A 21,196-nucleotide genomic window follows, 5' to 3' on the forward strand; every position below is an offset into this window, starting at 1 on the left:
GTAATGGAGAATATGTTTCATTTTTTACTACTTCACCAGGAGGAGTTAAACAAAACTATAAAACTAATATTGATATTACGGAATTAATAGACAAATAATATCTTAGATAAATTCCAATTTACAGAACTGAATCAAAAGAGCTCGAAGGAGCTCTTTTTCCTTTTTTATAATAGTATCTGGGACTGTTGTTCCGTTGATAAGATTTTCAAGTTGTTGTGCGACTTCGGCTTGTTTGTTTGGATACAGATGACTATAAGTATTTAAGGTTTGAAAGAATTGTAGAGCAGATGAAACAGGCACAGGGGATCACGGAACAGTTAAAGGCAGAAAATCAGATGGAATGGGTAGCGAGAATGAACAATATATAATCGTGTGCAAGGGAGATTGTGGATACAGAGATGGTTTATCAATAATGGAAATAAAATGAAGGAGAAAAGGCGGCAGTTTAGAAAGGCTGTTGCCTTTTAGGAATTGTTGTTTATTTGTTGTTTTTTATAAGCTATACTATAAGGAAAAGATAACATTAGAGCCAGAGGTGAAATTTATGAACTATAAAATTTTAATGGTTGATGATGATAGAGAATTGCTAAAAATGCTGAATCAATACTTTACATTGAAGAATTATACGGTAATGATTGCAGAAAATGGCATAGAAGCAATGGAAAAGATAAGTGCAAATCCTGATATTATTTTATTGGACGTAAATATGCCGGGAATGGACGGAATTGAAGTGTGCAGAAGAATCAGAGATATGGTTTCCTGTCCGATTATTTTTTTGACTGCAAAAGTAGAAGAACAGGATCGAGTAATGGGATTGTTGTCTGGTGGTGATGATTATGTTTTAAAACCATTCAGTTTGAAAGAATTAGATGCTAGAATTATTGCCCATTTGAAACGTGAAGAACGTTTACATAGGAAAAAAGAACAAAGGTTTTATGGAGAATTAGTGATTGACTATGCCAGTAAATGTGTACATATTAAAGGGAATGCTTTAGAGCTTACGAAATTAGAGTATGAGATCATAGAATTTTTGTCTATGAACCCTGAAATGGTATTTGATAAAGAACGAATCTATGAGAAGATTGGCGGATATGATGCAGAAGGGGACAGCCGGGTGGTTACGGAGTTGATTCGCAGAATCCGCAAGAAAATGAAAATGTATTCGGAACACGAATATATTGCAACGGTATGGGGGAGGGGATATAAATGGGCAAAATAAAAAATCTTTCGTTAAGGAAAACCATTGTTTTGTATATGATAATTAGTTTAATAATTAGTTTTTATCTTTCAGCACTAATTATGCGAATAGCAAGCACAGTACAAAACAACATTTGGTGGAATTATGTAGACCAAGAAGAATATTTTGAAATGGCTGAAGGGGATGGTAGAAGGTATTTGCCAGATGTTCCGAGACCACATTCTTATGAAATGAAAGAATTTGATTATCATGTATCGGAAATATGTGATTTTCTTCAGACATTTACAGTGCTTATCGTATCTGTTGCAGGGAGTATTATAGCGGTATTTCTTTTTTATAAGCATAAACTGAAATGCCCTATCGAAGAATTAGAACTGGCTTCCCGACAAGTTGGTCGAAATAATTTAGATTTCCATATCACTTATGAAAATGAAGATGAGATGGGCGGATTGTGCAAAGAGTTTGAACGAATGAGAGGACAGCTGGCAGAGAATAATCAACAGTTATGGAAAATGCTTGAGGAAGAAAAGGCTTTGCGGGCTGCCATTGCACATGATATACGTTCTCCGCTCTCTGTGCTGGAGGGGTATCAGGAAATGCTTTCAGAATATCTTCCGAAGAAAGAGATAAATATGGAGCAAGCCTTAGAAATGGTAAATGAAAGCAAAAAACAGATTGAACGTATGGATATCTTTGTGGAAACTATGCGAAAGATGAGCAGTTTAGATACAAGGGAGTTAGTAGCAGAAGAAATTACCAGTAAACAGGTAGAAATAGACGTACGGGCAGAGATGAACGTGTTTAGGAAAAAATTTGGAAAGCTATATGAATTAGAATGTTCGGAAACAGAAGAAAAATTTTCAGGAGATAAGGAAGTGATTTTAGAGGTTATAGAAAACCTTTTGTCAAATGCCTTTCGTTACGCCAAGACAAAAGTGGAAATGGAAGTGTTTCTTACCTGTTCTGAATTACAGATCAGAATAAAGGATGATGGAGTGGGATTTACAATAGATAAGCAAAAGGCAACAGAGCTTTTTTATCAGCAAAATGTGAAAGACAGTTTGAAACATTCAGGAATGGGCATGTATATCAGCAGATTGTATTGTGAAAAGCATGGTGGTCAGTTACTGATAGAAAATGAAAAACAGAGTGGAGCTGTAATAACAGCAGTATTTCATCGGATTGCATGAGCGGTCCGATTTTTTTATGCTGTTGTCTTTTTGTTGTGATTTATATTTTATGATGTCTATAACGAAGGAAAGGAGGAATACGTATGATTGCTATTTTTAAAAGAGAGATTAGGAATTATCTAAAGCGACCGTTATTTTGGGTAGGTGTTCTGCTTGTGATTTATGGTGTGTTTAATGCGACAAGTCCATATTTAACCACACATTATCTTACAACGGGGGAGGAAATCATCAATGATCAGTCCAACACTTCGGTTGAAGGAGAAGTGTATGAGGGCTATATTCCAGCCACGCCTGAAAAGCACAGAGAGGTATGGCATGAAAAGGTAAAAATAAAATTAACGGATGTGTTTGGATTGACGGATTCAGAAGCACAGAATGTCATTGAAAAGCTGGAAAGCATGAATTTAAAAGAGGCCTATGCGTATTTGGAGCAGGAATATGACTGGTACGGGGCAAGGTATTTATACGAGGACAGTACGTATTATAAGGGAACGGCAGAAGAAATCAACGCATATCTAGATAAAAAATTGGAAGATAAGACATTTTCTTTTTATTACGCAAGAAAATTTGCTGATTTTGCGGGTCTGTATATGGTGTTTTTTGCAATTATTATGTTGGCGGTTTTATTTTTACAAGATACAAAAAAGCATACTTATGAATTGTTGCATACAAAGCCTGTGACTGCCGGGAAGTATGTAATGGGAAAAGTGAGTGCAGGATTTACAATTTGTTTGCTTGTGCTAACTATTTTGAATATACTGTTTTGGGTATTGTGCCGCATCTATACAAAGGATAGTGGATTTGAAGTGCGACTATGGGATTTTGTGGCTTCTACGGTACTTTATATATTGCCTAATATGCTGATGATTGTGAGTATATATACATTGATTTCACTCATATTTAAAAATCCACTTCCGGGTGTACCACTTTTGATTCTTTATATGGTGTATTCCAATTTGGGCGGAACTAATGCAGAGGGAGTTTACGGATATTGGGGCAAACCTTTGGCAATCATGGTACGATTTCCGGGGCAGCTTTTTGATACGACACCGCCCCCGATGGCGCTCTTAAATCAAAGTTTTCTTATTATTGTATCGGTAGTAATTATACTGATTTCGATACAGATTTGGAAGCGGAGGCGAATATAAATGAAGAAGGAAATGAAGATTGTTCTGCCATTTTATAAAATTGCTTATGCAGTATCCTTTGTTGTAATTTTAAGTGTGATTCGTGCAGTTGTTTTCACGTATGAAATAGGACTATCCATAGAGCCGCCTTTTGCGATATTGACTGCTGTTTTTTGTGCAGATACTTATGTGCAGGAAATTACAAGCAACCGTTCCGAAGTTCAGAGACTGTATCAGATAAAAAAGAGAATCTATTCTATTATACAGAGACTGATGATACAGGGAACTTTTTTGCTGCTGCTCGCTGTTCTTGGATATGGATTGTTTTTTGCGTTTCAGAAACCAATTACACATCCAGTAACAGAAAGTGAAATACTTCAGTTTATTACCTGTTTTGGGGCGATTGTAGTAACTATTTTCTTTTGGGGAATATTGGCTAATACATTGTCTATGCTTTTTCGCAATATGTGGATGGGAATTGGAAGCAGTCTTTTGATATGGGTAGCAACAAATTCCACAGGTGGAGATAAACTTTTTGGAGCATGGATCTGTTTTCTTATTCTTTTAGAGATATAGAAAATACTGTCGATATTACATGGCTGTATGGGAAAGGCTTGTGTATTTGTATCGGACTGATTTTGTTACTGGCATTGCCGAAGATCGTAAGAAAGAGAGGGTAAATTTATGAGTATTCATATTGAGGATTTAACGGTAAGATTTAAGAATAGTGTCACAGCAATCGACCATGCAGATTTAGATATACCAAATGGGATATTTGGACTATTGGGAGAAAATGGAGCGGGAAAGACAACTTTGATGAGAGTTTTGACCACTGTGCTTAAACCTACAAACGGAATGGTTACATTAGACGGAATTTTGTATAGCGAAGGAAACTATGAAAAAATCCAAAGAAAGATAGGGTATTTACCACAGGAAATTGAACTGTATCCTAATTTGACGGTTCAGGAGTGTTTGGAGTATATGGGAGATCTGGCAGGTGTTCCGAAAGCAGAATGTAGAAAGCGGATAGATTATTATTTGAAAAAGACCAGTCTTATAGAACATCGTAAGAAGAAAATGAAGCAGTTATCAGGCGGTATGAAGCGACGGGTAGGATTGGTGCAGGCGCTTTTAAATGAACCGGAATTTTTAATTGTGGATGAGCCAACTACCGGTTTAGATCCGGAGGAACGTATTCGCATCCGCAATTTGTTAGTAGATTTTTCTGAAAACAGAACGGTTTTGTTTTCAACTCATGTGGTAGAAGACTTAGCTGCCACCTGCAATCAGCTTGCAATTATGCATAAAGGTCGATTTCTGTATGCGGGTTCTATGAAGAATTTGACAGAAGAAGCACAGGGGAAAATCTGGATTTGCAAAGTACCTGATGAGAGAAAAGCAAGAGAAGTTGAACAGAAGTATCGTATTACATCTAACAGTATGTTGAGGGGGGATTGCAGTTAAGAGTGATTTCTGAAATACAGCCAGAATTGGAGTGTATGTCAATTCCTGCAACGTTGGAAGATGCTTATATTTATGTGACGAATCAATACGAGTAGATAAAGCACCATCTGATGCTTTACTACCAGTTGCACGTTGTTCGCTTTGAATATTTGTGGAGAAAAAGTATGTATTATTTTGGCTTTCTATAAAACCTATAAACCAGCCATTTATATCCTGCCCGTTCACTCGTCCGGTTCCGGTTTTTCCATAAATTCTCCATTTTCAGAGGCGGTAAGATGGATGGAATTTTTGACGGCATGAATATTAGCAGGAGTAAAGTTGAAGTTGTTTCGATATAAATTTTTCAAAAGTTCAACTTGTTCTACTGGTGAAATCTTTAAGGATGACTGCATCCAGTAGGAAGAGAAATCTCCGGATATATTTTTATTGCCATATCCTATTTGCTGAAGGTATGAATTTATAGTGGAAGATCCGAGCTGCTTGTCGATTGATTCAAAATACCAGTTTGTATATATCTTTTAAAAGGTATATGATTAAGAAAAACGGCAGGAGGTATCTGAATGAAATCACATAAATATTGGTCTATCGGTGCACTGATTACAATGCTTGGAACTTTTTATACAGGTTATAAGGGATCAAAAGAAGGCCATAAGTACTTTGCAGCAAGTTCTTTGCTTTGCATGATTATGGCTATTTATACAGGACACAAGATGATTTCTGGTAAAAGTAGGAAGAAAAAAGAAGTTTCAGTAGAGAGTGTTGAAGATTAAAAAACAAAATATTTTAATAAATAACGCCGGTGCGGGATTTTTGATATCCAGTACTGGCGTTATTTATTCTACAGGGGCTTGGGGGTGTAGCCACCAAATATACTATTCGTTTTCTGCTTCGGCAAGTTTGTTAAGGATCCACTTCCTATTGATAACTATTTCATCATCATCGCGGAGATCCTTGAAATCATTGCAGTGTGAAGAAGCAAATTCATACATATTGTCAATGTCAACTGCACCAGTAATCTCACCCTTATTAATGATTACAAGAATATTTGTTCCGTCGTCGTCGACAGCAAAGCGCAGTTCATCAAATTCTATATCGGGATCATTTTTGAGAATAGAATCTGTCGCAAGTAATTTAACAAGTTCCATTACCCTGTCATCTTTACCTGCATCAAAGATCTGGATCTTTTCAACGAGCTGATTTGCTGATGTCACAATCCGGTATAAGTACTTTTCGGTACGATAATCAGCCAAAGCATTTTTTTCATAAAATATTTCATATGTCTTCTTTACTTCTGATTCAGGAACCAGATAAATCATGACAAGATCTTCCATCTGGTGATAGAGTGTGGAGTAGTTTAAACGAAAGGTCTCTCCACAGCTCGGGCAGGTATAAAGGAAAATAGATTGATTAAGTACCTTCTCTTTCATTTCAGGATCCAGTGCAGTATTAATACTGTCCCAGAGCTCAAAATCTCCCTCATGATGGCAGGAAGGACAAGTTACCTTTTCTATATGATGTCTTGACATAAATGATCCTCCTTTCAGTGAGATAAATCTATAGTTTTTCTATTGTAGAATAATCTTATCCGCTATTATTTCGCCAGAAAATTACTCTGTATCTCCATCGGCATATGATAAGCCTGGCCTCGTTTTGTCAGGCTGTATAGTTTAAAGCTCATGAGTTCCGGAGTCGCATTCAAAGAGCTGCAGAGTCCGAAATAATCCAGGTCTTCGTTCTGAACCATATCTTCAATCTCCTCATCATCAATCAGAAGATCGGCAGCAAACAGATTGGCCTGGTATTCTGTATTATCCGTCATATTGTAGAGGGTATCATCTTGCATTGGAGCCATTTTCAGCTGGGAACGATGCAGGATGATATGCCCTAATTCATGGGCGGCAACGATCATCTTTTCTTCTTCTGAAAGGAAACTGCTGATCATGACATAGATTGTCTTACAGCTCATAAAACAGTATCCTTTCAGTGTCTTATATCTGGAAGTTTCACCGACCACAATGTTCATCTGATCCATGATCTCAAATGGATCTCGGGTTCCATATTTCTTGATTAATTTCTTTGTTTCTGTATATATGTAAGTGTTTCTCAAATAAATCACCTCAAAAGTAAAAAATAAAAAGGGCAGAAATATCCTTGTAACTATAAGGTAACAGATTAGGTGTACAATAATCCCGCCTTCTATTATTTTTCCTCTTGGTTTTTCAGATATTTTTTCGGTGTAAATTTCTTTGCACGTCTTTTGGAATCCAGATAAAGGCTCTGGATCTCATCCATAAAAGCTATTTTATCTTCGTCTGTCAGTGATCCACCGGCAAACATAGCTGCAGCCTGTTCCAGAATCTGCTGAGCCTGTCTGGCACCACGGTTACCAAACTGTTCGGATGCTTCTGTGATAAAAGCTTCATTCTCACTCATGAGATAAGAAACGTCACACTGTAATGCATCTGCCAGTTTCTGATACAGAACATTTTGTTTTGGAAAACGTCCTTCTACTTCCCAGGATCGAATGGTCCTATATGAAACACCAACCATGCTGGCCAGTTCCTGCTGACTCATCTTTTTTTCTTTTCTTAATGATCTTACTTTTTCACCGAATGTCATAAACATACCTCTTTCTAAGCCTTGTCTTATAAGTTTCATTAGCCGCTTCAAGGCAAAACGGGAAATGTGTCTCCTAAAAAATAAAAATTAATCTTGACAAAGGGAGATATCTCTCCTATAATGTGAATCACAGATAAGGGGAAACATCTTTCCTATAAGATACACAATATTTCCTCTTTTGTCAATGGATATGCGAAATGAATTTCCTGTAATTCAATGAAAACAGGAAGGATAGACAATCATTGATAGTCAAAATGGGATACATGTTACAAAAAGAGGAAAGACGTATGGGAGGTGGCAATGTGAGTCAGGATCAGACTTCTATTATCTGTATTGATCTGAAGTCCTTTTATGCTTCTGTAGAATGCGTAGAACGTGGGCTGAATCCATTTAAAACAAACCTGGTGGTTGCAGATCCGACCAGATCAAAGTCAACAATCTGCCTGGCAATCACTCCGGCTATGAAGTCTCTTGGCATCAAGAACCGGTGCCGGATCCATGAGATACCGGATTGTGTGAAGTACATCACAGCCATGCCAAGGATGCAGCTGTATATGGATTATTCCGCAAAGATCTATGGAATCTATCTGCGGTACGTCTCAAAAGAAGATATCCATGTGTACAGTGTCGATGAGTGTTTTATTGATGTGACAAACTATCTGCAGCTTTATCATCTCACTGCAAAAGAAATGGCGGTAAAGCTTATGCAGGAGGTTATGGAGGAAACAGGTATCACTGCAACCGCTGGTGTGGGAACCAATCTGTATCTTGCTAAGATCGCAATGGATATCGTAGCAAAGCATGTGGATGACCATATTGGAATCCTGGATGAATTCTCTTACAGAGAGCAGCTATGGGATCATAAACCATTAAGTGACTTCTGGAGGATTGGATCCCGGACTGAAAAAAAACTAGCCGGTTATGGAATCCATACAATGGGCGATATTGCAATGGCTTCTTTAAGATCCGAAGACTGGCTGTATAAGATGTTTGGGATTGATGCAGAGCTGTTGATCGATCATGCATGGGGATATGAAACATGCCGGATGAGTGACATCAAGAACTATCATTCGGAGGAACACAGCCTTTCAAATGGTCAGGTGCTGATGCGAAATTATTCTTTTGACGAAGCACTTGTGATCGTAAGGGAAATGACAGATAATCTGGTCCTGGATCTGTTTGAAAAAGGACTGGTAACAAGCTCTCTCACCTTATGGATCGCCTATGACCACAGGTATGAGCATGAGGCATCCAAAGGAACCGTAAAACTCGAAAGAGAAAGTAACAGTTCCAAAAAGATCATAGATGCAGTGGAAGATTTATATCTCAGGATTGCAGACAGATATACCGGAATCCGAAGAATCGAGGTGTGTGCGAACAGGGTTGCTCCTGAAAGTTATGTGCAGTACAGCCTGTTTGATGATCCCAAACAGACCGATAAGGAACGGCATTTACAGGAAGCAGTATTGAATGTAAAGCAGCGTTATGGAAAGAATGCGATCATGCGGGGATCCAACCTGCTGGAGTGTTCTACTTATAGAGAACGCAATGAGCAAATAGGTGGTCACCGTGCTTAGAGGAGGTGCAAAAAGTGCTGGCAAGTGCATATCAACCGTATTTATATTTACCAAGACCGGTTTCCAGGAGACATCCCATGGATGTAGGACGCAGGGCAAAACAGTTTGCTCCATTTGCGGCACTTCGTGGACTGGATGAAACAATCCGGCAACAGGAAATCATTTATGAACCAAAAAGAGATTTATCTGAGGAAAAGAAAAATGAGTTGGATATGAAATTAAGGATCCTGGCATATGGAATGAAGATACAGGCAACTTATTTTCAAAAGTCATGGAAGAATCCATTAATTGGTCAGTACCATACATTATCTGGAACCGTAGAATTTTTTGATCCATCAGTCCACTTACGGATTGATGATACCGAGATTCAGATCCAGGACATCTGTGATCTGACTGGTGATGTATTTGAAACTATTGAAATATCATGTTAATTAATCACAGCGGAATTTTTTATACCGGAAAGAGTGTGTGGTAGCTGGTGGAAGGATAAAAAAGGATGCACAGATCGACAAAGCAGATCTGATCAGAATAGAAATCGTGCTGTTCGTGCAGCTTTGGCACTTACGGAATGGATGGCATGATGCTCATAAGGCGGATTTGATTTCCCTTTGGTCCGTTGAGTAATAAATGGAGAAATATCTTATTGCTTAAAGGAGGAAGCCTATATGGGATCAGGTGCTATTAAATGGCATGTACACTGCTCTGTATGCGGAGCATTTATTGAAAAGAGCGCACAAAGCGATTCAGAAGTGGAGTGCAAAAAATGTCGCAGTACATTGGAGATATTTGTAAAGGATGATATGGTGTCGGTTCGTCCGATCCACATCAGAGATGAACAATTAAAGTCCAGGATGCGGACGTATTCCCGAAAGATGATGAATCAGGGATCATAACAGAATAGAATGAGCTGTCTGTAGTAAGCGTTGGATTTGGCAGGAACCATCAAGAACGCACCAGACAGCAAGAGTTTGTCAAGGAGCTGAACCTGACTGGAATCACTAAGAGCCCGGCAAAACATTTACGGATACACTGCAAGATCAGAAGTATTTTCTGGTTTTGGAGATTGTTGAAGTATTTGTTTTGTCGGGCTTTTTTGACGTATTTCGAAAAAATTTTATATTTTTTTGTCGTACCCCACTGTAAAACAGGCTCTCAGCGTTTCGTTATATAGAGGTTGAATTCTTTTTTGCAAAAAAAATTGTAAATAGAGATTTTGATAATATGACACAAAGGAGGAAGCAAAGATGACTGAAATCGAATACCAGGAATTTGTAAGGCGTTGTCCTTACGATGCTATGGGCGATTATTCCATGTTTCGCAAACAGCAAACAGAGAATAAATCAGAAGATGCACATAGCAACTGAATAAGCCAGGCAATCTGGCAAACTTAATCTAAACGCAGATACATGCGTTACAAAAGAGTCGCGGACTCCCGTTCAAAAAAAACGGGTGAGTTCGTGACCTCTTGTACTGCAGTTCTTTATGTCTGTGCAGGAATTTTATAAAAGATGGAATGGACCACCCGGAGCCGAAAGGCAGAAAGGTGGTCTTTATGTTGACATTAAAAGAACTGAAAAAAATCGTGAAAGTTGCTGATGTGGAGAAGAGAATCCCAAGCGTGAAATCCTTGAAGGAACACAAAGTTGTAGTAAAGGAAATGATCAATGCAGATACAACAATCTCTGTTTATGATCACGGATATGTACTTTATACAGCAGGAAATCAATCAACCGTATTTCCACTTCATAGTTGTGATGACTATGAATATGTGAGTGTAACTGGCGATAACAAGGAATTCAATAAAGAGTTCTTTGATAATGAAAACTGGTATATCCGTCTGCTGATAGAGGCTGAAGACCGTATGGCATACAGCCAGAGCAAAATCAGCACCAATCATGGTGTATTTTCTAACAGCGATGTTACAGATGATGCGGAGATTATGAGAGGATCTTCAAAAGATTTTGTTGACGATGTTATCGACAGAGAAATTCTGCATGCGCTGATCAAGGAATTGACAGAGAGGCAAAAGATGGTACTCAATCTGGTTTATTTCGAGGAAATGCGTCAGCAGGATGTTGCAGATTATCTGGGAATCAAACAGCAGAGTGTAAATGACCTCCTGAACAGGGCATTAAAAACGATGAAAAAAAAGGCGGAAAACGAAGAATTTTAAAAAAATTTCAAAAAATTGAATTAGACCACTGTAAAACAGGCTCTGAGCGTTTCGTTATATGAAGGGTTTGCATAGAACACCTTCATGTACTTTGAAAAATGAATAGCCTGCCCGGAGTGATATTTGGTTTGAACATGCATAGAGCGAAAAGCTGCGTGTCTGCCAGAAGAAAACGTATCAGAGATGGAAACTGATATAGGAACGGATCCGGGAAAGAAAACAGGAAAACGCTTAAATCTTAAATCAAAATAAAATGTCTGAATCTAAAAAGAGGATGACAGTAGAAATCATGTGGCGGTATTTGTGACAAACAGGTACCGCCATATATTTGTGCTGTTATCTCAGCTTGTGCTGACTGTCCCAAATAGCGCAAATTTCAGGAAAGGAGGCGATCATCTTCGTATAAAAGATAATATGCAGAAACTAACAGATAACCATACACAAAAGAATCAGAAAGGAAGGATTTAAGAGAATGAACGTGAAAAAGAACGCACGCAGGGTGATGTCTGGTTTACTGACAGCAGTAACGGTTCTATCGACGGTACTCTCTCCCGCTGTTGCCTATGCTTCTGAGGATGCAGGATCTGTAAAAAAGATTCCGTATTATGAGGAGATCAAGGATCAGCTGGATGAAGATGAAGTGGTAACTGCAAAGGATTATGAGATCAAGGTTGGAGACAATTTCGATGTAAAGAGTGATTATACCGGTCTTACGATCCAGGATGACAGCAAAGTAAAAGTTACATTTCAGGAAGCAAAAGATACGGACGGGAATGACTTTTCTACCGATTATGCCAATTCCTATAAGGCAGTCTATTATGTAGAACCACAGACAACGGATCACCCAACCTACCAGATCAATCGAAAGATCGTGGTAAAAGAAGCGGATCAGCAGAAAGATTCGCAGTCAGAAAGTTCTTCTGATCAGGATGCTGGTTCTTCCGATAAGACAGAAACAGAGGATTCTGAGGCTGACTCGTCTACAGAGGAAACTGGTGCTGCTGAAACGGAGAGCAAAACAGAACTGACAGAAAAAGAATTTGATGCAGAGATCGAAGCAACGGAGGATCAGGAGACCGTTGATCCGGAAACAGGGATCACACTCTCAGAGGTTATGCAGGAAGCTGTTGACCAGGAAGTTGCTCTTGCAGATCTTGAAGCAGGCGAAAGTATTACTTTTGATATGCCAATGATGCTTGCTTCCGGTGAAACAGGAACAAAATCAGTCACAGTCACAGCCGGTTCCTGGTACTATTACGCAGATTATGGATTAGGTTCTTATCTGACTTGTCCATATTATGTGAAATGGGGAAGCATCAATGCGACAGCATACTGTGTTGAACCATCGAAAAAAGGACCGGGAAATGGAACTTATACGATCCAGAAACTTGCCGATGGAAAGACACTTGCAAAGGTCTGCTATTACGGAACAAAAGCAAGTGATGAGAATGGTTTCTTCGATGAGAAACATCCGGATTTCCCAGCAGGAAAGAGATTCATCATTACCCATCTTGCAGCAGCTTATGCAAATGGATCCAGTGACTGGGCATCCGGAACTAATGCAACAGGAAAGAACCTGGCAATGGAGCTTTACAATTATTGTGTAAATATGCCGGACATTCCGTCTGTAGATATGAGCTTTTCCGAATCTAATGTAAAGGCTTATGTGGAAGGAAACAGCCAGCGAACAAGTGTGACCACATTCAAAGCGGATAAACTGCAGACAATCACTTTCAAGCTGCCGAAAGGTGTAAAACTTGTAAATGTGACAACCGGTAAAACCAGTGCTGCAGGGGCTAATGTGGAGATTTCCGGTGGTACAAAGTTCTATTTGACAGCACCACTTAATCAGGCAGAAAATGTCAGTGCTACTTTCTCTTCTAAGATGAAAGGAAGTATTGATAAGGAATATTCAGCCTATAAGATCACAACAGGATCTGGAACACAGGACCTGGCTCTTGTTTTCGGTGAAGGTGTCGGAAATGAGAAATATGTGGATTTTAAAGTAACCTGGACAAAAGAATGCAAAGTATCCATTGTAAAGAAAGATCAGGATACAGGAAATGCACTGGCTGGTGCAGTGTACGGGATCTATTCCGATGCTGCATGTACAAAGCTGATCGCAGAGATGCCTGCAACTGATCAGAATGGTGCTTCACAGCTCACAATGGAAAAGACACAGGAAGTTGTTTATCTGAAAGAAATCTCTGTTCCAACAGGGTATCAGATCGATACAAAGTCTTATAATGTGACTCTTGCTATCGGAAAGACAACGACTAAAAATGTAACAGACAAACGTGTAAATGCAAAGCTCAACATTGCAAAACAGGATGCTGAGACAGGCAATGAAGCCCAGGGTGATGCAACACTGGAAGGTGCGGTATATGGTCTTTATGCAAGGGAAGATATTGTTCATCCGGATGGAAGAACCGGAACAATCCATAAGAAAGACAGCCTGATCACATCTCTGACAACGGATAAGAATGGCGAGGCTTCTGTATCGGATCTCTATCTTGGAAAGTATTATCTGAAAGAGCTTAGTGCTCCGGTTGGATACGTACTGGATCCGACAGAACATGATGTGGACTGTACTTATGAAGGTGCTACTGTTCCGACAGTAGAAAGAACTTCTGTATGCAAAGAAACTGTCATCAAGCAGCCGTTCCAGATCATCAAGGCAGCAAACAACGGAAAGACCGATGCAGATCTACTTAAGGGAGTCGGTTTTTCAGCATGGCTTGTCAGTGATCTGAAAGTAAAAGCAGATGGAAGTTACGATTTTGACTCAGCCAGACCAGTTGTACTGACTGCAGATGGCCAGGCAGAAATGTTTACCGATGAAAAAGGATATGCAAGATCGATTCCGCTTCCATATGGAACTTATGTGGTAAGAGAAACCACAAGCAAACACAACTATGCACCGGTCGATGATTTTGTAGTGAAGATCACAGAGAATCATCCGGATACACCACAGACATGGCGAGTGCTTCTGGATAAGGAATTCAAAGCAAAATTAAAGATCATCAAAAAGGATGCAGAAACACAGAAATCTGTACTCCTGGCGAATACTGAATTCAAGGTATATGACCTGGATAATCAGAAATATGTGGAACAGACAACATCCTATCCAAAGCCAACGGTACACAAATCTTATTTCACAAATGAAGAAGGATACCTGGTACTGCCAAAGAATCTGAAACCTGGTAACTACAGGATTGAGGAAGTGACGGCACCCGATGGGTACACAATATCCAAAAACTATGTGACAGTTGCAGTTGATACAGATACTGCTTATCTGACCGATCCTGTCACAGGAGATGCAGTCATTGATGTGGAATATACCAATGCCCCGGTCAAAGGTCAGTTAAAGATCTATAAACAGGGTGAAGTGTTAAAGGGATTTGATAAGGAATTCCAGTTTGAAATGGCTGGACTTGCAGGTGCTGAATTTGAAGTCTATGCGGCAGAGGATATTTATACTGCCGATCATCAGGTAGGTGCAGATGGACAGAGAACTCTGTATTTTGCAAAGGATGCACTGGTAGCAACCGTCACAACGGATGCAGATGGTTATGCAACCGTAAAGAATCTTCCACTTGGCAGGTACTATGTTAAAGAGAAGAATGCACCGGACACTTATGTGTTAAATACTGTGCCGGAAAATGTCGAATTTGCTTATGCGGATCAGGATACTGCAGTGATCGAGAAAGAAATCTCTGTCACAGATGAACGACAGAAAGTGTCGATTACTGTCGAAAAACAGGATGCTGAGACAGGCAATACAGTAGCCGGAGCAGTGTTTGGTATTTACAATGCAAAAGACATCCAGACGAAAGATGGAAAAGTGATTGTCAAAGCAGATACTCTTTTACAGGAAATGACTTCTGATGAAAAAGGTCAGGCAGCATGTACACTGGATCTTCCACTTGGAAGCTATTATGTAAAAGAACTGAAAGCACCAGATGGATTCGTATCTTCGGATGAAGTACTGAGATTTGATGCTTCTTATCAGGGGCAGGATGTACAGACAGTAACATTAAAATCCGTAAAGAAGAACCAGCCGACAACTGTTGAGATCACAAAATCAGATGCAACAACCGGTGTAGAACTGGATGGAGCTTATCTGAAAGTAACGGATAAAGATGGAAATGTAGTAGATAGCTGGACATCTTCCAAAGATGCACCGCATGTGATCAAATATCTGAAAGTGGGTGAGACCTATACCCTACATGAAGAGTTTGCACCGCATGGTTATCTGGTAGCCAATGATGTGACATTCACAGTCAAAGATACCGGAGAAGTTCAGAAAGTGGAAATGAAGGACGAGGTACCGGTTGGTGAACTCATCATCAACAAAAAGGGAGAATTCCTGGATTCTGTTACACTGGCCGATAAGGTCAAAGGTGTGGTGGAACACATTTTCAACTATGTAACCGGAAAGCTGACAGATGTTACGTTTGAAGTCTATGCTGAGGAAGACATTAAGGCTGCCGATGGCGTCAGTGACGATTACTATAAAAAGGATGAACTGATTGCAACGATCAAGACAGATGAAACCGGTATTGCAAAACTGGAAAATCTTCCACTTGGTAAATACTATGTGAAAGAAACAGGAACTGCTTACGGTCATGTACTGGATGGTGAGATCCGTCATGTAGATCTGACTTACGTGGATCAGAATACACCGGTTGTAGTCTATAACAAAGACTGGCAGAACAACCGTCAGAGAGTAGAAGTCAGTGTACTTAAGAAGGAAAAAGATTCTGACCGTACACTGGAAGGAGCTATCTTTGGATTATTTGCCAAAGAAGACATTAAGTCTGAGACAACTGGTAAAGTCCTGATTGAAGCCGATGAGATCATTGAACTGAAATCTACGGATGAAGAAGGAAAGATCACATTTGTTGCAGATCTTCCAATAGGAGCAACTTACTATGTAAAAGAGCTCTATGCACCGGACGGATTCGTAACCAACGATGAAGTAAAGGAATTTACCTTTGAGTATGCAGGTGAGAATCAGCCGACAGTCACTTATGATTTTACCTTTGATAATCAGCCAACCGTCGTTGAATTTACCAAATCCAGTCTGACAACCGGAAAAGAACTTCCAGGATGTAAGCTGAAAGTGGTAGATGCCGATGGAAATATCGTGGATGAATGGACTTCCGGTAAAGAAGCACATGTGATCCGTGAGCTGACTGTCGGAAAAGAATACACACTGGTTGAAACAAAACCGGCAGATGGTTATGTGACAGCTGAAAGCGTGAAGTTCACCATCAAAGATACTGCCGATGTGCAGAAAGTTGAGATGAAGGACGATGTGACGAAGGTGAAAATCTCCAAACAGGATATCGCCGGAAAAGAACTTCCGGGAGCAAAACTCACAATCCTTGATCAGGATGGAAAAGTTGTCGAAAGCTGGACCAGTACAGAGAAAGCACATTACATCGAAATGCTTCCGATCGGAAAATACACTCTCCGTGAAGAAGCAGCACCGGATGGCTATCTGGTTGCAAAAGATGTGGAATTCGAAGTAAAGGATATCGGTGAAGTACAGCATGTAACCATGGTAGATGAGGAAAAACCGGCAGAAAAGACACCGGAAGGTGGAAAATCTGTCAGTGATTCACCAAAGACTGGGGATAACACCAATCTGTGGCTGTGGTTTATGCTTCTCGGCATTGGTGCGACTGGTACAGGAGCCCTTGCATTTATGAGAAAAAAGAAACACTAATCAAATAAGAATGAGCGTTCATGGAAACCGAAAGGAATCTGTGGACGCTTTTTTAGATGGGAGAAACCATGAGAAATATCATTATTTTTGTTGCTCTTCTGGGAGCAGCGGCAATATTTACAGTTTTGTATTGTCTCATTGCTGCCGGAAGTCAGGCAGAGAAAAAACTGACAGAAATCATGAGAAAAGAGGAAGAGCAGAATGAAGACTAATAAAGATCTGATCATAGAACCAAATGCAGCTATTGAGGGAAGAAAGTACAGCGAAGAAAAGCCATGGTCCTGCAAGTACTGTTACTGGTGGGGAGGCAAAAAGAAAGGCTGTAGCTGAAACAGTGCCACTATCTGCTTCCGGAAAAGAAGAAAGCAGTAAAAACAACACCATGTGGTGGCTGTCCGTATGGAAAACATGTTCCATGCATCGGATATTGTATTGCCCGTCTTTATTCTGAGATGAAAGGAAAGAAAGGACGTGGGTAATTGCAGGAAGAAGTAAATCAGAAAGTGATCAGCCTGAGCATCCAGGGAGTCAAGATCACTGCCAGTGTGCTAAAAGCAGCCCTTCGGAAGTTCCTGGAAATGGACAACCGCAGGAAACAGAAAGCAACGCAGGTGAAAATGGCAGAAAAGACCGGACGGGCTCAGGAGAAAGGAAGGGAAAAAGCCCGAAAAAAGATTGAAAAGAAAAAACCACATGGAAAGCAGACCATCAAGCAGCTGAATGCACAGGGAGTACAGCTTTCCAACTTAAAGATCACAGATGAAAATATCAAATCCTTTGATCGTGTGGCAAGAAAATACGGAATTGATTACAGCCTGAAAAAAGAAGTCGGTGCGGATCCACCGAAATATCTGGTCTTCTTTAAGGCCAAAGATGTGGATGTGATGACAGCGGCTTTCCGGGAATATGCCGGAGTGGAACTGAAAAAGAAACAGGCGAAGAAACCATCCGTCAGAAAGAAGCTGCAGAAATCTGTAGAAAGAAAAGCAAAGCACCGCCAGCGTGTGAAGCAGAGGCAAAAATCCAGAGGTCAGGAACGATGATCCGGGAAAAAATACAGAAGATCCAGGTCAAACGACTGGTGATCTTAAATCTCCCATATTTCTTTATCTTCTATGTAGCAGATAAAGGATCATGGCTGTACCGGCATTGCCTGGGAGAAAGCATGGTCCAGAGACTTGGCGTAATGTTAGTCAATTTCCGACTGGCATTTTTAAGCTGGCTGCCAAGTATCGCTTTGCAGGATCTTACAGTAGGTGTTCTGGTTGCAGGTGCATTAAAACTGGTGGTCTACTATCGTTCTAAAAATGCAAAGAAGTTCCGGCAGGGTGTGGAGTATGGCTCTGCAAGATGGGGAAACAGAAAAGATATCGAACCCTTCATGGATCCGGTCTTTGAGAACAATGTCATCCTCACAGAAACGGAACGTCTGACCATGAACAGCCGACCAAAAGCACCAAAGTATGCCAGAAATAAGAATGTGATTGTTATCGGTGGTTCCGGATCCGGTAAGACAAGATTCTATGTGAAACCCAATCTTATGCAGATGACGGACCACGTATCCTATGTGGTCACTGATCCAAAGGGTACGATCATCGTTGAATGCGGGAAGATGCTGGTAAATGGAGGATACCGGATCAAGGTATTAAATACGATCAACTTTAAAAAGTCCATGCATTACAATCCGTTCCATTATATCCGGAGTGAAAAAGACATCTTAAAGCTGGTCAATACCATTATCGCAAATACCAAGGGTGAGGGCGAAAAATCAACTGAAGATTTCTGGGTCAAGGCCGAGCGTCTTTTGTATTCTGCACTGATCGGATACATCTGGTATGAGGCACCAGAGGAAGAACAGAACTTTTCTACTTTGCTGGAATTTATCAATGCCAGTGAGACCAGGGAGGATGATGAAGAATTTAAAAATGCAGTGGATGAATTGTTTGAAGAACTGGAAGCAGAAAATTCGGAACACTTTGCAGTAAGGCAATATCGCAAGTACAAGCTTGCTGCCGGCAAAACTGCAAAATCGATTTTGATTTCCTGTGGTGCCAGACTCGCACCATTTGACATTCAGGAACTAAGAGAAATCATGTCGTATGACGAAATGGAACTGGATATGATCGGTGATCAGAGGACAGCCATGTTTGTCATCATCAGCGACACAGATGACACATTTAACTTTGTGGTAGCGATCATGTACACCCAGCTCTTTAACTTGCTTTGTGATAAAGCGGATGATGAGCATGGAGGCAGGCTTCCCTACCATGTACGGCTGCTTCTTGATGAGTTCAGTAATATCGGACAGATTCCAAAATTCGACAAGTTGATTGCTACGATCCGAAGCAGGGAAATCTCCGCTTCTATCATTCTGCAGTCACAATCTCAGCTGAAAACCATCTATAAGGATGCTGCTGAGACGATTACAGGCAACTGTGACACTGTTCTTTTCCTGGGTGGAAAGGAAAGTTCCACACTGAAAGAAATATCAGAAACCCTGGGAAAGGAAACCATTGATCTTTACAACACATCAGATACCAGAGGCAGCAACCGGTCCTATGGGCTGAACTATCAAAAGACTGGAAAAGAACTGATGAGTAGAGATGAGCTGGCGGTCATGGATGGAGAAAAATGTATCTTACAGCTTCGAGGAGTCCGGCCGTTTTTAAGCAACAAATATGACATCACAAAGCATAAACGGTACAAAGAGCTTGCTGATTTTAATAAGAATAATGCATTTGATGTCGAAAAATATCTGGCACATCGACTGGTGATGTCGGAAGATACAGAATTTGAAATGTATGAAGTAACCGTAACACAAGAAGACGTATCAGCGATTGAAGCTGAGGAAAGTGAGGATTGATATGAAAGAAAGAATTCGAGCACCCTGCTACTACTGATAAGGATATAAAAAGGTCTGAATAAAAGGGAAAGGAGTAGAGCCAAACGCTTACAGACCATAAGAAAAAGCGTTTGTTCACACATGATTATGGCTTTTTTTAGCAGTGCAATCAATATCCTTCAGACACTGGTCGTTGCAATCGGTGCCGGTCTTGGTGTCTGGGGCGTAATCAACCTGATGGAAGGTTATGGAAACGACAACCCGGGTGCAAAATCCCAGGGAATTAAGCAGCTGATGAGCGGTGGTGGTGTTATCCTGATCGGAACACAGCTGATCCCGCTTCTGAGTGGATTATTTGGTTAAGAGAAAGGAGTAGAGATCCATGTTCAGTCAGATTTTTGATGCGATTGAGGAATGGATGAGGGAACTCTTAACCGGGATGATCACTTCCAACCTGGATACGATGTTTACTGATGTCAATCAAAAGACCGGTGAGATCGCTACCCAGGTTGGACAGACCCCGCAAGGGTGGAACGGCAGCATATTCAGTATGATCCGGAACCTATCGGATTCTGTGATCATGCCGATTGCAGGTATTATTATCACACTCGTACTCTGCTACGAATTGATTTCTATGCTGACCGAGCGTAATAACATGCATGATATTGATACCTGGATGTTTTTCAAGTACTTCGTAAAAATGTGGATCGCAGTTTATCTGGTGAGTAACACATTTACGATCACAATGGCGGTATTCGATGTGGGCCAGCATGTAGTTAATTCTGCAGCCGGTGTTATCAGCGGAAGTACCGCCATTGATATTTCTTCGGCATTGACGGATCTTTCCGCAACACTGGAAAGTATGGAAATCGGAGAACTTGTTGTATTAGCGCTGGAAACCCTTATTGCCGGCTTCTGTATGAGAATCCTGTCTGTACTGATCACAGTGATCATGTATGGACGTATGATAGAGATTTACTTATATACCTCAGTTGCGCCGATTCCATTCGCAACTATGAGTAACAGAGAATGGGGACAGATCGGCACGAATTATTTCAGAGGACTCTTTGCCCTGGCTTTCCAGGCATTTCTGATGATGGTATGCGTTGCAATCTATGCAGTGCTTGTTGCAGGTATCCAGTATTCAGATAATCTGAGTTCTTCATTATTTGGCGTTATGGCTTATACGGTGATCTTATGTTACAGCCTCTTTAAGACAGCATCATTAAGTAAGTCGATATTTAACGCACACTAATTTACAGGAAGGAGTGA

Annotated in this window: 20 protein-coding genes and 3 pseudogenes; 18 read left to right on the plus strand and 5 right to left on the minus strand. The window is 40.3% G+C overall.

From position 1 onward, the window contains the following. Nucleotides 1–260 precede the first annotated feature (260 nt). The 6 genes and pseudogenes from DW059_RS10520 to DW059_RS10545 form a co-directional block, all read left to right on the plus strand. A pseudogene (locus DW059_RS10520) lies at nt 261–368 on the plus strand (TnpV protein); the annotation flags it as partial. A 176-nt stretch (nt 369–544) separates the two neighbouring features. Continuing rightward, nucleotides 545–1,219 (plus strand): response regulator transcription factor, encoded by a 675-nt coding sequence (locus DW059_RS10525; RefSeq protein ID WP_025580965.1) that lies wholly within the window; start codon nt 545–547, stop codon nt 1,217–1,219. Between the two features lie 149 nt (nt 1,220–1,368). Continuing rightward, nucleotides 1,369–2,388: a HAMP domain-containing sensor histidine kinase gene (locus DW059_RS10530; protein WP_242833687.1), complete on the plus strand. Its 1,020-nt coding sequence runs from the start codon at nt 1,369–1,371 to the stop codon at nt 2,386–2,388. An 83-nt stretch (nt 2,389–2,471) separates the two neighbouring features. Next, on the plus strand, nt 2,472–3,536 hold the full coding sequence (locus DW059_RS10535) for an ABC transporter permease (protein ID WP_022037030.1): 1,065 nt from the start codon (nt 2,472–2,474) through the stop codon (nt 3,534–3,536). Next, complete coding sequence (locus DW059_RS10540) at nt 3,537–4,091, plus strand: hypothetical protein (protein ID WP_242986209.1); 555 nt, start codon at nt 3,537–3,539, stop codon at nt 4,089–4,091. It abuts the gene before it with no gap. A 108-nt stretch (nt 4,092–4,199) separates the two neighbouring features. Continuing rightward, a pseudogene (locus DW059_RS10545) lies at nt 4,200–5,074 on the plus strand (ABC transporter ATP-binding protein). A 73-nt stretch (nt 5,075–5,147) separates the two neighbouring features. Here DW059_RS10545 and DW059_RS17820 read toward each other — a convergent pair. Both DW059_RS17820 and DW059_RS17635 read right to left on the minus strand, forming a co-directional pair. Then, nucleotides 5,148–5,204 (minus strand): annotated as a pseudogene (locus DW059_RS17820) (hypothetical protein); the annotation flags it as partial. Further along, on the minus strand, nt 5,201–5,494 hold the full coding sequence (locus tag DW059_RS17635) for a penicillin-binding transpeptidase domain-containing protein (RefSeq protein WP_081016920.1): 294 nt from the start codon (nt 5,492–5,494) through the stop codon (nt 5,201–5,203). The pseudogene DW059_RS17820 and the gene DW059_RS17635, both read right to left, overlap by 4 nt. Before the next feature lie 45 nt (nt 5,495–5,539). Here DW059_RS17635 and DW059_RS10555 point away from each other — a divergent pair, with 45 nt between their 5' ends. Beyond that, nucleotides 5,540–5,749, plus strand: coding sequence for a DUF6219 family protein (locus tag DW059_RS10555; RefSeq protein ID WP_008392833.1), 210 nt, complete (start codon nt 5,540–5,542; stop codon nt 5,747–5,749). A gap of 102 nt (nt 5,750–5,851) precedes the next feature. Here the strand turns inward: DW059_RS10555 and DW059_RS10560 are convergent, their stop codons facing one another. From DW059_RS10560 to DW059_RS10570, 3 genes are all read right to left on the minus strand, one after another. Beyond that, nucleotides 5,852–6,505, minus strand: coding sequence for a CpXC domain-containing protein (locus tag DW059_RS10560; RefSeq protein WP_117698759.1), 654 nt, complete (start codon nt 6,503–6,505; stop codon nt 5,852–5,854). A 65-nt stretch (nt 6,506–6,570) separates the two neighbouring features. Next, nucleotides 6,571–7,086 carry an ImmA/IrrE family metallo-endopeptidase gene (locus DW059_RS10565; protein ID WP_225876977.1) on the minus strand — a complete coding sequence of 172 codons (516 nt, stop codon included), beginning with the start codon at nt 7,084–7,086 and terminating at the stop codon, nt 6,571–6,573. Nucleotides 7,087–7,178: 92 nt separating this feature from the next. Then, nucleotides 7,179–7,637 carry a helix-turn-helix domain-containing protein gene (locus DW059_RS10570; protein WP_005423558.1) on the minus strand — a complete coding sequence of 153 codons (459 nt, stop codon included), beginning with the start codon at nt 7,635–7,637 and terminating at the stop codon, nt 7,179–7,181. A gap of 248 nt (nt 7,638–7,885) precedes the next feature. On the opposite strand from DW059_RS10570, the gene DW059_RS10575 reads away from it, so the two are divergent. From DW059_RS10575 to DW059_RS10620, 11 genes are all read left to right on the plus strand, one after another. Then, nucleotides 7,886–9,175 carry a Y-family DNA polymerase gene (locus DW059_RS10575; RefSeq protein WP_330408389.1) on the plus strand — a complete coding sequence of 430 codons (1,290 nt, stop codon included), beginning with the start codon at nt 7,886–7,888 and terminating at the stop codon, nt 9,173–9,175. 14 nt (nt 9,176–9,189) lie between these two features. Then, nucleotides 9,190–9,606, plus strand: coding sequence for a hypothetical protein (locus DW059_RS10580; protein WP_226820972.1), 417 nt, complete (start codon nt 9,190–9,192; stop codon nt 9,604–9,606). A gap of 234 nt (nt 9,607–9,840) precedes the next feature. Beyond that, a complete protein-coding gene (locus DW059_RS10585; RefSeq protein ID WP_005334838.1) occupies nt 9,841–10,068 on the plus strand; it encodes a hypothetical protein in 228 nt (75 codons plus the stop codon). A 620-nt stretch (nt 10,069–10,688) separates the two neighbouring features. Next, nucleotides 10,689–11,348: a sigma-70 family RNA polymerase sigma factor gene (locus DW059_RS10590; RefSeq protein ID WP_005334835.1), complete on the plus strand. Its 660-nt coding sequence runs from the start codon at nt 10,689–10,691 to the stop codon at nt 11,346–11,348. 472 nt (nt 11,349–11,820) lie between these two features. Further along, nucleotides 11,821–17,082: a SpaA isopeptide-forming pilin-related protein gene (locus DW059_RS10595; protein ID WP_117698760.1), complete on the plus strand. Its 5,262-nt coding sequence runs from the start codon at nt 11,821–11,823 to the stop codon at nt 17,080–17,082. Nucleotides 17,083–17,150: 68 nt separating this feature from the next. Beyond that, on the plus strand, nt 17,151–17,294 hold the full coding sequence (locus DW059_RS16135; RefSeq protein WP_164492145.1) for a hypothetical protein: 144 nt from the start codon (nt 17,151–17,153) through the stop codon (nt 17,292–17,294). Then, nucleotides 17,284–17,412: a hypothetical protein gene (locus DW059_RS16740; protein ID WP_256385514.1), complete on the plus strand. Its 129-nt coding sequence runs from the start codon at nt 17,284–17,286 to the stop codon at nt 17,410–17,412. The genes DW059_RS16135 and DW059_RS16740 overlap by 11 nt, the downstream gene beginning before the upstream one ends. Nucleotides 17,413–17,561: 149 nt before the next feature. Beyond that, nucleotides 17,562–18,125 (plus strand): PcfB family protein, encoded by a 564-nt coding sequence (locus DW059_RS10605; protein ID WP_117698761.1) that lies wholly within the window; start codon nt 17,562–17,564, stop codon nt 18,123–18,125. Next, the gene (locus DW059_RS10610) at nt 18,122–19,945 is read left to right on the plus strand and encodes a VirD4-like conjugal transfer protein, CD1115 family (protein ID WP_117698762.1); all 1,824 of its coding nucleotides are present in this window, start codon (nt 18,122–18,124) and stop codon (nt 19,943–19,945) included. Before DW059_RS10605 ends, DW059_RS10610 begins: the two co-directional genes overlap by 4 nt. A 126-nt stretch (nt 19,946–20,071) precedes the next feature. Beyond that, complete coding sequence (locus DW059_RS10615) at nt 20,072–20,287, plus strand: Maff2 family mobile element protein (RefSeq protein WP_005334815.1); 216 nt, start codon at nt 20,072–20,074, stop codon at nt 20,285–20,287. 19 nt (nt 20,288–20,306) lie between these two features. Next, entirely contained in the window at nt 20,307–21,179 is an 873-nt protein-coding gene (locus tag DW059_RS10620) for a VirB6/TrbL-like conjugal transfer protein, CD1112 family (protein ID WP_015535383.1), read from the plus strand. Nucleotides 21,180–21,196: the final 17 nt, after the last annotated feature.

Origin of the sequence: Roseburia sp. AF42-8 (assembly GCF_003435965.1) — a bacterium.
Classification (GTDB): Bacteria; Bacillota; Clostridia; order Lachnospirales; family Lachnospiraceae; genus Roseburia_C; species Roseburia_C amylophila.